The sequence below is a fragment of the Micromonospora sp. CA-248212 genome (assembly GCF_050948405.1).
Lineage (GTDB): Bacteria > Actinomycetota > Actinomycetes > Mycobacteriales > Micromonosporaceae > Micromonospora.
Window position 1 is genome coordinate 6,987,165 of sequence record NZ_CP192023.1, and the last position, 12,730, is coordinate 6,999,894.

The 12,730-nt window shown below is 70.2% G+C and carries 14 protein-coding genes, 1 tRNA gene, 1 other RNA gene and 1 pseudogene; 13 read left to right on the top strand and 4 right to left on the bottom strand.

The window, feature by feature from the left end:
- Nucleotides 1-20 precede the first annotated feature (20 nt).
- Nucleotides 21-110: signal recognition particle sRNA small type (gene ffs / locus ACQP03_RS32875), an RNA gene on the bottom strand.
- A gap of 82 nt (nucleotides 111-192) precedes the next feature.
- Here ffs and ACQP03_RS32880 point away from each other — a divergent pair.
- Both ACQP03_RS32880 and ACQP03_RS32885 read left to right on the top strand, forming a co-directional pair.
- Nucleotides 193-277: transfer RNA gene (locus tag ACQP03_RS32880), tRNA-Ser, on the top strand.
- Between the two features lie 76 nt (nucleotides 278-353).
- Complete coding sequence (locus ACQP03_RS32885) at nucleotides 354-1,190, top strand: class I SAM-dependent methyltransferase (protein ID WP_357392899.1); 837 nt, start codon at nucleotides 354-356, stop codon at nucleotides 1,188-1,190.
- 63 nt (nucleotides 1,191-1,253) lie between these two features.
- Here ACQP03_RS32885 and ACQP03_RS32890 read toward each other — a convergent pair whose 3' ends face one another.
- Entirely contained in the window at nucleotides 1,254-1,496 is a 243-nt protein-coding gene (locus ACQP03_RS32890; RefSeq protein ID WP_357392898.1) for a flavin reductase, read from the bottom strand.
- 198 nt (nucleotides 1,497-1,694) lie between these two features.
- Between ACQP03_RS32890 and ACQP03_RS32895 the strand changes: the two are divergent.
- The 4 genes and pseudogenes from ACQP03_RS32895 (at nucleotide 1,695) to ACQP03_RS32910 (ending at nucleotide 3,915) form a co-directional block, all read left to right on the top strand.
- Nucleotides 1,695-2,461 (top strand): annotated as a pseudogene (locus ACQP03_RS32895) (helix-turn-helix domain-containing protein).
- Complete coding sequence (locus tag ACQP03_RS32900; protein ID WP_357132918.1) at nucleotides 2,452-2,643, top strand: DUF397 domain-containing protein; 192 nt, start codon at nucleotides 2,452-2,454, stop codon at nucleotides 2,641-2,643. Before ACQP03_RS32895 ends, ACQP03_RS32900 begins: the two are co-directional and overlap by 10 nt.
- A 130-nt stretch (nucleotides 2,644-2,773) precedes the next feature.
- Nucleotides 2,774-3,328 (top strand): hypothetical protein, encoded by a 555-nt coding sequence (locus ACQP03_RS32905; RefSeq protein ID WP_357132975.1) that lies wholly within the window; start codon nucleotides 2,774-2,776, stop codon nucleotides 3,326-3,328.
- A 92-nt stretch (nucleotides 3,329-3,420) separates the two neighbouring features.
- Nucleotides 3,421-3,915, top strand: a complete 495-nt coding sequence (locus tag ACQP03_RS32910) for a hypothetical protein (protein ID WP_357132977.1) — start codon at nucleotides 3,421-3,423, stop codon at nucleotides 3,913-3,915.
- Nucleotides 3,916-3,972: 57 nt separating this feature from the next.
- On the opposite strand, the gene ACQP03_RS32915 is transcribed toward ACQP03_RS32910, so the two are convergent.
- The gene (locus ACQP03_RS32915; protein ID WP_433459605.1) at nucleotides 3,973-5,589 is read right to left on the bottom strand and encodes a carboxylesterase/lipase family protein; all 1,617 of its coding nucleotides are present in this window, start codon (nucleotides 5,587-5,589) and stop codon (nucleotides 3,973-3,975) included.
- A 176-nt stretch (nucleotides 5,590-5,765) separates the two neighbouring features.
- Here ACQP03_RS32915 and ACQP03_RS32920 point away from each other — a divergent pair, with 176 nt between their 5' ends.
- Nucleotides 5,766-6,701, top strand: coding sequence for a TetR/AcrR family transcriptional regulator C-terminal domain-containing protein (locus ACQP03_RS32920; RefSeq protein WP_357132922.1), 936 nt, complete (start codon nucleotides 5,766-5,768; stop codon nucleotides 6,699-6,701).
- Between the two features lie 4 nt (nucleotides 6,702-6,705).
- On the opposite strand, the gene ACQP03_RS32925 is transcribed toward ACQP03_RS32920, so the two are convergent.
- Nucleotides 6,706-7,338, bottom strand: coding sequence for a TetR/AcrR family transcriptional regulator (locus tag ACQP03_RS32925; RefSeq protein ID WP_357132924.1), 633 nt, complete (start codon nucleotides 7,336-7,338; stop codon nucleotides 6,706-6,708).
- Nucleotides 7,339-7,467: 129 nt separating this feature from the next.
- Here ACQP03_RS32925 and ACQP03_RS32930 point away from each other — a divergent pair, with 129 nt between their 5' ends.
- From ACQP03_RS32930 to ACQP03_RS32955, 6 genes are all read left to right on the top strand, one after another.
- Nucleotides 7,468-8,217: an SDR family oxidoreductase gene (locus tag ACQP03_RS32930; RefSeq protein WP_433459608.1), complete on the top strand. Its 750-nt coding sequence runs from the start codon at nucleotides 7,468-7,470 to the stop codon at nucleotides 8,215-8,217.
- Between the two features lie 291 nt (nucleotides 8,218-8,508).
- Entirely contained in the window at nucleotides 8,509-9,366 is an 858-nt protein-coding gene (locus tag ACQP03_RS32935; protein ID WP_433459610.1) for an isocitrate lyase/PEP mutase family protein, read from the top strand.
- A gap of 1 nt (nucleotide 9,367) precedes the next feature.
- Nucleotides 9,368-9,943: a histidine phosphatase family protein gene (locus ACQP03_RS32940; RefSeq protein ID WP_357132930.1), complete on the top strand. Its 576-nt coding sequence runs from the start codon at nucleotides 9,368-9,370 to the stop codon at nucleotides 9,941-9,943.
- Nucleotides 9,944-10,013: 70 nt separating this feature from the next.
- Nucleotides 10,014-11,069 carry a thiamine pyrophosphate-dependent enzyme gene (locus ACQP03_RS32945; RefSeq protein WP_396832496.1) on the top strand — a complete coding sequence of 352 codons (1,056 nt, stop codon included), beginning with the start codon at nucleotides 10,014-10,016 and terminating at the stop codon, nucleotides 11,067-11,069.
- A gap of 48 nt (nucleotides 11,070-11,117) precedes the next feature.
- Nucleotides 11,118-11,945: a TauD/TfdA family dioxygenase gene (locus tag ACQP03_RS32950; protein ID WP_396832510.1), complete on the top strand. Its 828-nt coding sequence runs from the start codon at nucleotides 11,118-11,120 to the stop codon at nucleotides 11,943-11,945.
- Nucleotides 11,946-11,949: 4 nt separating this feature from the next.
- Nucleotides 11,950-12,726, top strand: a complete 777-nt coding sequence (locus ACQP03_RS32955; RefSeq protein ID WP_357132936.1) for a class I SAM-dependent methyltransferase — start codon at nucleotides 11,950-11,952, stop codon at nucleotides 12,724-12,726.
- Nucleotides 12,727-12,730 lie beyond the last annotated feature (4 nt).

Here is a 12,730-nt window from a genome sequence, read left to right on the forward strand (position 1 = left end):
GATCAAGGCCCCGGGAACGAAAAGGCCTCCCGTGCACCCGGCAGAGCTCGCTTATCCTTGCTGCCTTCCGGCCCTGGGGAGGTTCACGAGATACCGCCGCACGGGAGGTGACGCCAACCCTACCCGACGGCTCGTCGATCTTCGGGGGGTGGTGGGGTGTCCCGGTCGACGGCGGCCTGTATCCTGGCTCGCGGAGGATTCGCCTAGAGGCCTAGGGCGCACGCTTGGAAAGCGTGTTGGGTTTACACCCTCACGAGTTCGAATCTCGTATCCTCCGCTCGCGGAGCATGATCGACGCCCGGCAGACCGATAACAGGTCGGCCGGGCGTTGTCGTTGTGGTCTCATCGATGCCATGGCTGACTCGACCTGGCAGTGGGACGAGACGTTGTACGCCGGCAGCGCCCGGCACTACAGCGTCGGCCGGTGGCCGTACCCGCCCGAAGTCGCCGAGGCCGTCGGCACGGCGCTCGACCTGGACGGCACCGGCCGGCTCCTGGACGTGGGCTGCGGTCCCGGTTCGTTGACGCTGCTGCTCGCGCCCCTGTTCGAGGCGGCGGTCGGGGTGGACGCCGACCGGGACATGCTCACCGAGGCGCGACGCCTGGCCAGCGAGGCCGAGGTGACCAACGTCGAGTGGCGACACCTGCGGGCCGAGGAACTGCCCGCCGACCTGGGTACGTTCCGGGTCGCCACGTTCGCCCAGTCGTACCACTGGATGGATCGGCCGCTGGTGGCCCGCCGGGTCCGCGACATGCTCGCGCCCGACGGGGCCTGGGTTCACGTCGGCGCCACCACCCACCAGGGCATGGCCGACGACGACCCACTGCCGTACCCCCGTCCGCCCTGGCCGCGGATCAACGAACTGGTCGCGCGCTACCTGGGGCCGGTCCGCCGGGCCGGACAGGGCTCGCTGCCCACCGGCACCCCCAGTGGCGAGGGAGAGATCATGCTCGCCGCCGGCTTCTCCGGCCCCACCCGGCTGACCGTCGAGCAGGGGATGGTCGTGCAGCGGTCGGTGGACGAGCTGACGTCGGCGGTGTTCTCACTGTCCAGTTCGACGCCGCACCTGTTCGGCGATCGGCTGCCCGCCTTCGAGGCGGACCTGCGCGAGCTGTTGACGACGGCGGCGCGGGACGGCTTCTTCGCCGAGCGCCGGCGCGACGTGAGCATCGTCATCTGGCGACCCTGACGCCGCCGCACTCGGGCGGTCAGCTCCCGCACAGCCCCAGAACCGCAGTGCAGCCCAGAACGCTCACCCTCGGGCGCGGGTCCAGGCCAGGAAGCGGTCGGTGAGCCGGGCCGGATCGACGTCCCCGAGGTGTTCGCTGGCCTCGCTCAGCAGCGTCGCGAGGTAGATCGTCAGCGCGACCCGATCGCCCCGGTACTCGCCGAGCAGCCGGAGCTTCGCCGCCGAGCAGGGCCAGGCGATACCGCACGCCTGACAGCGCCAGGTGGGTCGGGTCGGCAGGTGGTTCCGGTGGCGACGGCGCGGCATGGGTGGACCTCCTTCCCTGGTGGAAGGGGTCACCCCGCCTCCGCGTCGGGGCGACCCCGGGACTGACGCCGACCGCCGGGCTGCTGCGCCTCCACCGGCCACGCCGTCTTCTGTGGACCACAGTGCGGCGCGTCACCGGGCACCTACAGGGCGTAGCTATATGGTTCTCAGATATTCGAGACATCCGATGGAGGGGCCGTGAACGACGCGTTGCGGGTAGCACTGAACGACACCGGGCACACCACCGAATCCCTCGCCGAGAACGTCGGCGTCGACCCGAAGACCGTCGCGCGCTGGTTGACCGAGGGGCGCATCCCGCATCCTCGGCACCGCCTGGCGGCAGCGGAAGCCCTCCACAAGAACGTGTCGGACATCTGGCCGGACACTGCGAGACGTCGTGACCCCATTTGGTTCCGTCCCTGGCAGGAAATCGAGCGCGAGGCGGTGTCCCTGCGGTGGTACGAGTCGACCGTTCTGCCGGGGCTGTTGCAGACCGAGGCGTACGCCCGAGCGGTCCTCGGCGGCGCGGGCCTGATCCCCGGAGCGAGGTCGAGCGGCACCTCGCCGTTCGACTCAACCGGCAGGGTGTGCTCAAGCGGGACGACCCGCCGCAGTTCACGGCGGTCATCGACGAGGCGATCCTGCGCCGGCCGGTGGGCGGCCGGTCGACCATGCGCGAGCAGATGCTGGCCCTCGTCGCGGCCTGCGCCGAGCCGCACATCCGGGTGCACGTCGTGCCGGCCTCGGTCGGCGCGTACGCCGGACTGAACGGGCCGTTCGTGATCGCGCACAGCCACGATCATCGGGTCGCCGGCTACCTGGACAACCAGCTTCAGGGACAAGTGGCTAGCGACCCCGACGACATCGCGGCCATGATGGCGGCATGGGAGAACGTGCGCGGCGAGGCGCTGTCGCACTCACAGTCGGTCGAGCTGATGACGGAAGTGGCGGAATCATGGAGTTGAATGGCGCGCGGTGGCGCAAGAGCACCCGCAGCAGCGGCAACGGCGGCGCGTGCGTCGAGGTCGCCGACAACCTGCCCGGCGTGGTCGGCGTGCGGGATTCCAAGGACCCGACCGGTCCGGCGCTCGCCTTCACGCCGACGGCCTGGCGCGCGTTCCTGGCCGATCTCGGCGACCGCGCCTGAGTCCCCGACCACGCACCCGCCGGGCCGCCCGGTTCCGCAGCGCCGCGTACCGTGCCAGGCACGGACGGCGGCGAGGACGACCGTCGTACACATGTTCTATCCACAGGTTGTGGACGACGGCGGGGGTGTGATGGCGTACCAGCTCAGCGCGGTGGTCGCGGACGCGGACCTGCTCCGCGAGCACACCGCCGAGCTGGACCACGCCGTCCTCGGTGAGCTGCGTCAGGATTTCGCGCTGCTGCCGGTCACCCCGCAGTTGGTGGCCGAGCTGACCGGATCGCTACCGGACTACGTGGCGGACGACCGCAGCGCCGAGCAGCCGTTCGACCTCGTGTTGTCGCCGCCGCTGGTCGAGTTGCTGGCCGTGTGGTCACGTTCGGGGCCGGTGGCGTACCTGGAGGCGGAGTTCGGCGGCGGCGTCGGCCACCAGTCGGCCGTGGTGTGGCTCGGCGGGGCGCTGTCCTGGGGCCCGCGCTTCGACGACGTGCTGGAAGCCCCACGGGAGGAGTGGCCGATCAATGCGGCACTCGTCCGACTCGGCGTCGAGCGTGGGGCATGGATTGATCCGTTCGCCGAGCTGGGGTTGCATCTGGAACGCAACACCGCCGGGTGGCTGGCGCACGGGCGGCGTCGGCTCAGCGCCGACCACTGGGACGATCTGATCGAACAGTGGGAAAACCAGTAATCCGTCGGCGGGCAGCAACCTGAACGGCCCAGCCCCGTTGGGGACTGGGGGATTCCATGAAATTGCGACAATTCACGTTTATTGCCATGCTGCTGACTGCCGCCTCGATCGCGGGCAGCGGTGCGCCGTCCGCTGGGCCGATGCCCGCGAACCGGCCCGCCGGCGTAGTCGAGATCATCGACCTGAACGGCCTGCGCGACATCGAGTTCGGTGACACCGAGGCCGAGCTGACCCGCCGGGGCGTCCTGCGTACCGACCTGGACGCCTGCGGACCGGTCCTCGCCGGCCACGACACGGCCAGTCCCGTCTTCGTCGAGGACAAACTGGTGCTGCTGTGGGTCGGCGACCCGATGCGCACACCGGAGGGCATAACGGCCGGCTCACCGGTCGAGGAGGTCTGGGACCGCTACCCGTCGGTCACCCGGCTGCCCGCTCCACAGGGGACACACCGGCTCGACGGGCTGCTCGCCCGCAGCGGCGACCGCGCGTACCTGTTCCTGCACGACGGGCGCACGGTCCGAAAAACCATCGCCGGGTACGCCGAGTGGGCGCGCCGCCTCTTCGACGAGGGCGCCGGTCCCTGCTGACCCGCCTCGGCACGGCGGGCGGCCGGTCCACGTTCGGAACGACCGCCCGCTCAGATGTCAGCCGCGCAACGACCGCCAGAAGTCGTACGAGTGCTCGGCCGCGAAGTCCGTCGTGCCCGACCCGCCGCCACCGGCCAGCACCCGCACGTACCCGGAACGGTCGCGCAGTCGGGGCCACCCGGGCCGACCCGTCCGGGCGAAGTTGCTCCAGGCGCGGACCATCTCGCCGGAGAGCCGCCGCTGGGTGGGCGTGAAGGCCTCGGCGTAGTCGACGTCGAACAGGTACGGCAGTTCGGCGCAGTGGTACGCGCCGGTCGGGAAGGTCGGCGTCGGCCCTTCGGCGAAGAACGGCGCATCCTCGTCGGCGAACTCGTACAGGTACGTCGGCACGGTCCGGGCGAACGCCAGCGCGGCCGAGTAGATCGGCTCCGCGTACGCCTGGTCGGTCCACACGGCCCCCAACGCCTCGCTGGCGGAGCGCGTGTCGTCGCTCGGATAGCGGGCCAGCACCTCCTGCGCCCGGTCGCCGAACATGGCGCGTACCTGCTCGCGGTACTGGTCGTCGGTGAGCGGGCACGACTCGGGCGGCTGCCCCGGGACGGGCGGCTGGGGGCAGTTCATCCCGCTGCGTTCCATCCCCCACACCTGGAGCGTGGACTCGTCGCGGTTCGTCCCGGTCAACACCGGCACCGGGTGCAACCGGCCGCTGACCAGCGCGTCCGCCGGATCCACCGGCAGGGTACGGCCGTCGACCACCGGGCCCAGGTCGACGCCCGCGCCCGGGTAGCCGACCGCGTCGACGAGCGTTGCGGCGTCCCGCCCCCGAAGGCAGGCGGCGAGCACGCCAGGGTCGGTGCAACCCACCCGCCCGGCCAACTCCCGCGCCGCCTCGACCGCCTCCGCCCGGGTCTGAACGGGGTTGGCGCACGAATTGCTCTGCATGATCGCGCGGTGGAACAGGCCGGCGGAGCCGGGCGCGGCGAGGTGGGCGCAGACACTTGTCGCGCCGGCCGACTGGCCGGCCAGGGTGACGCTGCCCGGGTCCCCGCCGAAGGCCGTCGCGTTGCGGCGCACCCAGCGCAGCGCCGCCTGCTGGTCCTGCAACCCGTAGTTGCCGGTGGACCCGTCCGGCCCGGCCAGCGCCGGATGCGCCAGGAAGCCGAGCGCACCGAGCCGGTAGTTCACCGTGACGACGATGACGTCGCCGTCGGCGGCCAGCCGCTCCCCGCCGTAGGCGTCACCCTGGCCGAAGCGGAAGTCGCCGCCGTGCAGCCACACCAGCACCGGTCGTGGCGTCCGAGCGGGGGTGCGGGGCGTGGTGACGTTGAGGTAGAGGCAGTCCTCGGACGCCGACGGGTCGTCCATCGGCAGCCCCTTCAGTTGAGCGCAGGCGGGGCCGGGCCGGGTCGCGTCGCGTACGCCCGTCCACTGTGGCCCGGGTCGCGGTGGGGCCCAGCGCAGCGCGCCCAGCGGCGGACGCGCGTACGGGATGCCCTCGAACGTCAGGTGGTCCGGCGCGACGGTCCCCCGGAGGGCGCCCTGGTCGGTCCGCACCACGGCCGCGCCCTGGCGATCGGCAGCCTCGGCGGCCGGGCCGACCGCCGTCGTTGCCGTCGCGAGGAGCGCGGTCGCGCCCATCGCGACGACCCACCGACGGTACGGGATGCTGGTCATCACAGTCTCCGATCATCGAACCCGGTACGGCGTACCGGCCGTCTGCGGCGAGCATGTCGATTCGGCGACGGGTCGACCAGGTAGCTCTAGTGCACCCACGAGCGGCCGGCTGGAAACGTTGACGGACGGGTTCGGGTGCTCTAGTGCGCTAGGCTTCGGCCGGCGGAAGGGCGACCGTGCCGGAGATCGACGAGTCCACACCCCCGTACCTGCGCATCGTCGCGGAGCTACGGCGGCGCATCGCGTCCGGCGAGCTGGGCCCCGGCGACCGGGTGCCGTCCACCCGCCAGCTCGTCCGGGAACGGGGCGTCGCGATGGCAACCGCGAGCCGCGCCCTCACCGCGCTCCGGCAGGAGAACCTGATCCGGGCGGTGCCCGGCGTGGGCATGGTGGTCGCCGGCTCGGAGCCCGCGACGCCCGGTCGGGGCGGACGGGCCGAGGTGCGGCGCGGACCCCTGCACGGGGTGACCCGCGACCAGGTGGTGCGTACGGCCATCGGCATCGCCGACGCCGAAGGGCTGGCCGGGCTCAGCATGCGGCGCATCGCGACCGAGCTGGACGTGCCGACCATGTCGCTGTACCGGCAGGTCCACGGCAAGGAGCACCTGCTGCTGCTGATGGCGGACGCCGCGTTCGCCGCGTATCGGCTGCCCGGCACGCTCCCGCCCGGGTGGCGGGCCCAACTGGAGCTGCTCTGCCGGCTGCAGTGGTCGATCTACTGTCGACACCCCTGGCTGGCCCAGGTCGTCTCGTTGACCCGTCCGCTGATGGCCCCGCACGCCGTCGCGCACACGGAATGCGCCCTGCGCGCCCTCGCCGGATGCGGGCTGGACCGGCACACCCGGCTGCACCTGGTGGTCGCCCTCGCCAACCACGTGCGGGGTACGGCGGTGAACCTCCAGCAGGGGGCCGAGGCGGAACAGGACACCGGCCTGACCGATGACGAATGGATGGTGGCCCAGGCCGACGCGTTGGGCCGGCTACTCGCGGCCGGCGAGTTCCCGCACCTGGCCCGGCTCTCCCGGTCGGCAATCGACCTCAGCGCCGACAGCCTCTTCGAGTTCGGGCTGCAACGGCTCCTCGACGGGGTGGCGGCGCTCGTTCGAGCGTGAGCGCTCAGGCCGGGTTGTCCGCAGTCGCGGGGCGGCGCGCCCCGGACACGGCGGCGAACCCGGCGAGCGCGATCTCCGCCGTCTGCCGCAGCTCGTCGCGAGGGACCCCGGCGGCGGCGTGGATCGCCTGCCCCTCGGTGACGCTCATGACGAATCGGGCCAGCGCGGCCGGGTCGGCGTCGGTCGGCAGGTCACCCTCGGAGACGGCACGGGCGAACCGGTCGGCGAGGGCCCGCTCACCGGCCAGACGGCTGGCGGCGAGGAATTCCGCGACCCCCCCGTTCTCGCTGGAACAGGCGGTGCCGCCCTGGATCGACAGGCAGCCGGCCGGGCGGTCGGGTCGGGTGACGGCGAGCACGTTCTCGCGCAGGAGAGTGGCGACGACCTCGTACGTGGTGCCCTGGGCGATCGCGTGCCGCGCGTACCCCATGTCCTGTTCGGCGTAGCGGGCCACGGCCTTGCGGAACAGCTCCTCCTTGCCGCCGAAGGCGGCATAGAGGCTGGGCTTGTTGATGCCCATGGCCGCGGTGAGGTCGGTCATCGAGGCGCCTTCGTACCCCTGACGCCAGAACACCTCAAGCGCGCGCTCCAACGCCTCGTCGACGTCGAAGCCCCGAGGACGCCCTCGTACCGGCACGGTCGATCACCTCCGGCACCCATCCTAGCCGCGATGAAACCGATCGGTACAGAAATTTGTCGCACGGCCCAGGGGTTGCTACGGTCGGATCAGTACCGCTCGGTACACAATTTTCGAAGGAGACCGATCGTGGGACAGCTCGACGGCAAGACCGCCCTCGTCACCGGGGGCACCACCGGCATCGGCCTGGCCGCCGCCCGCCGCTTCGCCGCCGAAGGCGCGTACGTCTTCGTCACGGGCCGGCGCAAGGGCCCGCTGGACGAGGCGGTGAGCAGCATCGGCGTCAACGCGACGGGCATCGTCAGCGACGTCGGCAACCTCGACGACCTGGACCGGGTGATGCGGGCCGTCGAGGAGCGCGGCGCGGGGCTCGACGTGCTGTTCGCCAACGCCGGCGGCGGCGAGTTCCGGCCGCTCGACTCGATCACGGTCGAGCACGTCGCCACCACCTTCGACACCAACGTCTACGGCACCATCTTCACCGTCCAGAAGGCCCTGCCCCTGCTCAACGAGGGCGCCTCGGTCGTGCTGACGGGCTCGACGTCGGCGGTCAGCGGCATTCCGGCGTTCAGCGTCTACGCCGCGTCCAAGGCCGCCATCCGCTCGTTCGGCCGCTCCTGGGCCGCCGAGCTGATGGACCGGAAGATCCGGGTCAACACACTCGTGCCCGGCTCCACCGAGACTCCCGGACTCGCGGGCCTGGCTCCCAGCCCCGGGGAGTCGCCCGCCCTGCTCAAGACGATCGCGTCCACCGTGCCCATGGGCCGCCTGGCCCACCCGGACGAGATCGCCAACGCGGTGCTCTTCCTCGCCTCCGACCAGAGCAGCTTCATGACCGGCAGCGAACTGTTCGTCGACGGCGGCGAAACGCAGCTCTGACGGGAGAACGCCCGGTCGATCCGCAAGGGGTCGCACCGGGCGTTCCCGTTTTTCCCGAGCGGTGGCGGCCGCACCAGCAACCTCTTCGCCCCGACCCCGTTGAGGCCTGGGGGATTCAATGGAGGGGCTGACCTGCCGATACTGACAGGTTGGCCGACGCATCGATTGGCATCATCCTCGAATACCGACGGAGCCGCTTCCGGGCCCGCTCGACAAGCACTGAGATCGTCGGCAGTATCACGGGAAGAGGTGCCAACCTGCCCAAGGATCCCTAGTCGGAGGAGCCGCAGCGTGACGGTACGTCGAGAGAGGCCCGCAAGACGTCTTTCCGACCTGCTGACAGGGGACAGAATCGCGGCGGTCGCCGGCGCCCACGACGCCCTCTCAGCCCGGCTGGCCGAGCACCGGGGTTTCGACGCCATCTGGGTGAGCAGCTTCGGCGTCACGAATTCACTTGGCCTCGTCGACGAGGGTGTCATCACTCTGAACGAGATGCTGGATGCCGCCTGGCGCATCAAGCGCTCCACCTCCCACCCGGTCATCGTGGACTGCGACACCGGCTACGGAGACGTGATCAACGTACGGCGGCTGGCCCGAGAGGCGGTGGACCGGGGCATCGATGCGATATGCCTCGAGGATCAGGCCTTCCCCAAGAGGAACACGTTCCTGGATGGTGAACACCAGCTCGACGATGTCCATCGCTTCTGTTCGAAGATCACGGCCGCCGCCGGATCCCGGACCGCTGATGACTGCCTGGTGGTGGCTCGCACCGAAGCGCTCTCCCAGGGGTTCTCCGTGGACCACGCACTCGAACGAGCGAACGCTTACGTCGAGGCCGGCGCCGACGCGATCATCATCCAGCACCGATCCAGTGACATGCACGCGCTGGAGGCGTTCGCCGACGGCTGGCGCGGGAGGGCGCCCCTCGGGGTGCTGGCCACCTCCATCCGCCAGACAGGCTTCGAGGAGATGCAACGCGCCGGCTTCGCCCTGGCCATCTACGCCAATCAGGGGCTGCGTGCCGCGGTCAGAGCCATGGACGACACGTACCAGTCCATCCTCGGAGCGGGCGGACGTCAACCGGCGGATCTGGCGCTCGCCTCGATGGAGGAGGTCCTGAAGTTGCAGTCGGAATCAGGGTGGAATTGAGATGGAGCTTCTCCTCCTGCGCCACGGTGAGACGGAGTGGAATCTCACGGGCCGGATGCAGGGACTCAGCGACACCCGTCTGACCCGGGCCGGCATCGACCAGGCTCACCAGGCGCTCGCCTCCCTCCCCCCGTTCTCGCAGGTATGGACCAGCCCGCTGCAACGGGCCCGCCTGACCGCCGAGGCGATCGCGGAATCGCAGGACATCCCGTGCCGGGTCGACGAACGGCTGATCGAACGAAGCTGGGGGGCCTGGGAAGGCATGCTGCCGGAGGACGTCGACCAGAAGTGGCCGGGTTGGCGGGCAGCGGGCCGGAAGCCGGACGGATACGAACATGACGAATCCGTCTTCCGCCGCTTCCTGGAATGGCGCGACTCAGTCACCCACGACGGTTCGGCGACGCCGCTCGTAGCCGTGACCCACGGCGGTTTCATGAGCGCGGTGGTCCGCGTTCTCGGCGGCTCGGACAGCGGGTACAAGAATCTCGAGGGCGTATGGATAGGCGAGGTCGAGGAACGGCCATTCATCCGACGCCACGAGGAGTTCATTCCGAACGCACGGAAGCTGACTCGATAAGGGACGGGTGAGCGTGGAGGCGGCAGGCGCAGCCAAACGAATCAGAGAGACCTTCGGCCTGGTCGTCGGTGTGCCGGACTCCTCTCTGACGTTCCTGGGTCCGATCTGGCAGCAGCCGGGCGAGGACGCGTCCGTGTGCACCAACGAGGGCTCCGCCGTGGCGCTGGCCGCCGGCTGGGCGCTCGGCGGCGGCAGATGCGCGCTGGTCTGCATGCAGAACTCGGGACTGCTGAACGCCTTGAATCCCCTCACCTCGCTGACGCACGCCTCCGTCCAGTCCGTCCCCCTGGTCCTCCTCATCGGAATGCGGGGCTGGGCCGGCGACGAGCCTCAACATGAGGCGGTGGGCCGCGCCACGACGAGCCTGCTCCGCGCGGCGGACATCCCGTTCCGCACCACCTGCGCGTCCGACCTGTCGGACGTCGTCTCCACGCTGGGCCTGGCCCACCAGCAGGCGGTTGCCAGCAACACGGTGACCGCGGTCCTGGTCGAGGCCGGCGCCGCGCGTCCGCCCACACCTCCGGCGACGGGAGGCCGTGCACTGGAGGACTGGACCAGTCGCGACGCCGTACGACTGGTCCTGGACACTGCCCCGTCCGGAAGCATCGTCGTCGGCTCAACCGGCTTCAACAGCAGACTCGTGCACGAGTACCGCACGGACCATCCCGGCCGGTTCGACGAGTTCGTGTACTGCGTCGGCGCCATGGGTCACGCGTGCTCCGTCGCTCAGGGTCTGGCGGTGGCCCGCCCGGACGTGCCGGTCATCTGCGTCGACGGCGACGGCTCGGCCCTGATGCATCTGGGAGCGGTGCTCCTGCCCACCGCGCTCACCGTCCCGAACTACCGGCACGTGATCGTCAACAACGGCAGCCACGAGTCGGTCGGTGGCGGCGACACGCTCGGATCCCGCTTCAGCTTCTCGGCCCTCGGGCACGACCTCGGCTGGCCCACGGGAGTGTTCCGCGGCCCGACCACGCCTGATGTCCTCACCGCGCTGGCCCGACTGCTGAACGCGACCGGCCCGGTGCTGGTCGAGATGCTGACGCGCCCCGCAGGCGTCGGCCCACCTGCTCGGCCCCGGCCGCCGTTCGTGCGGACGAGGACGACGTCCCATCGGTTCCGGTAGGACTCCGAGGAGGTATGAGTCGTGAATTTCACCCCGTACCAGGTGTTCATGGATCCCGCCGACGTGGCGCGCCTGGAGCGACAGCCGCGCGGGACATGGCGCCGGCAGGTGAGCCGGTTGGTTGACGCCTGCGGCATCGGTGAGGTGCTCACCACGCGCGGCATCGCGGTGTTGTCCGGGCTCGACGATCTCCCCGGCCCGCAGTTGCGGGTCGTCTTCCCCCTGATCTGCGAGGCGCTCGGGACGTTGATCCCACAAAGCGTCGGCCCTTCGGCACAGTTGCTGAGAGAGGTGACGTACCGGGGGAACGACCTGTCGGATCGCACGCTCCGCTACTCCGACAGCCGGGACGGCGGAAGCTTCCATACCGACGGCGTACCCGTTCCCGGCGAGGTGCCGGATCTCATCGCCCTTCTCTGCCTGCGTCAGGCGGCGGCCGGCGGTGAACTCGTCTTCATAGACTCGCAGGAGATCCTGCGGCTGGCGTCGGCACAGATGCCGGACATCCTCGACGTCCTGGGTAACCAGTTCCACTTCGACCAGCGGCGCAAGGACGCACCCGGTGCCACGATCGTACGGCGGGTCGTCGAGCGCTCGGGGGCCGACGACCGCGCGCACCACTTAACATATCTGCGGGACTATATCGAGTCCGGGCATGCGATGCCGGGGGTGCGGCCGCTGACTCCGGCCGAGACGAGGGCCATGGATCTCCTCGACGCCGTGATGGCCAGCGAGGCTCTACACATCGAGGGGCGGCTGCTCCGGGGGCAGATCGTGATCAGCGACAACCGGCGTTACCTGCACGGGCGTCATGCCTTCGTCGACGCGTCCGAGGGCGCGGGGAGACTGATGCTGCGAGCCTGGATCAGGCGATGATCAAATGAGCAAGTACATCGACTTCCACGATCCTCACAATCGGGACACCTACGTCGGGCGGTCCGCGGACCCCGCCTGGTCGACGCTCTTCGCGCGACTCATGCGCCCGGAGGGTCGGTTGGTCGCCGACCTGGGATGCGGCGGTGGCATCTACACCAAGGCGATCGCGGGCATGGCACCGCAGCTGGTCGTCGGGATGGACTCGTCGCACCTGTCATTGGAGTCGGCCCGGAGCTACTGCCAGGGAGTCGACCGCGTGTCATTTCTGCTGACCGACGCGGAGGCCGTGGGCGCGGAGGACGACGTCTTCGACGGAGTCGTCGAGAGAGCTCTCATCCACCACTTCACGACGTTGCACCGCAATTTCCGGGAGGCCCGCCGCATCCTGAAACCCGCCGGCCTGCTCTGGGTCCAGGACCGCACGGTGGACGACGTCCTCCTACCGCCTTCGGCGGAGCACATCCGTGGCTACTACCTCGCCTTCGACGAACGGCTGAGGGCAACCGAGATCGAACGCCGGCGACGAGAGCCGGATGTCACGGCCGCTCTCCTGGAGGCAGGATTCCGGCTTGTCAACAGCAGCAAAGTCTGTGAGCTGCGCAAAGTGTTCCGCGAACCGGGCGAGTTGTACGAGGAGATCGTCCTGCGGCGCGGCCGGTCCCTGCTCCACGCGCTCAACGACCGGCGTATCCGTCAACTAGCCGACTACGTCGTCGAGCGGATTCCTCGTTGGCCGGCGGTCGAACGCGACACCTGGACGGTCTGGATCGCCGAAAAGTAGCCGC

Excerpts from the sequence above, each read along its gene's own strand:
- ACQP03_RS32915 (WP_433459605.1), bottom strand. The coding sequence starts at position 5,589 with ATGACCAGCATCCCGTACCGTCGGTGGGTCGTCGCGATGGGCGCGACC.
- ACQP03_RS32885 (WP_357392899.1), top strand. The coding sequence starts at position 354 with ATGGCTGACTCGACCTGGCAGTGGGACGAGACGTTGTACGCCGGCAGC.
- ACQP03_RS32890 (WP_357392898.1), bottom strand. The coding sequence starts at position 1,496 with ATGCCGCGCCGTCGCCACCGGAACCACCTGCCGACCCGACCCACCTGG.
- ACQP03_RS32955 (WP_357132936.1), top strand. The coding sequence starts at position 11,950 with ATGAGCAAGTACATCGACTTCCACGATCCTCACAATCGGGACACCTAC.
- ACQP03_RS32905 (WP_357132975.1), top strand. The coding sequence starts at position 2,774 with ATGGCGTACCAGCTCAGCGCGGTGGTCGCGGACGCGGACCTGCTCCGC.
- ACQP03_RS32900 (WP_357132918.1), top strand. The coding sequence starts at position 2,452 with ATGGAGTTGAATGGCGCGCGGTGGCGCAAGAGCACCCGCAGCAGCGGC.
- ACQP03_RS32940 (WP_357132930.1), top strand. The coding sequence starts at position 9,368 with ATGGAGCTTCTCCTCCTGCGCCACGGTGAGACGGAGTGGAATCTCACG.
- ACQP03_RS32950 (WP_396832510.1), top strand. The coding sequence starts at position 11,118 with ATGGATCCCGCCGACGTGGCGCGCCTGGAGCGACAGCCGCGCGGGACA.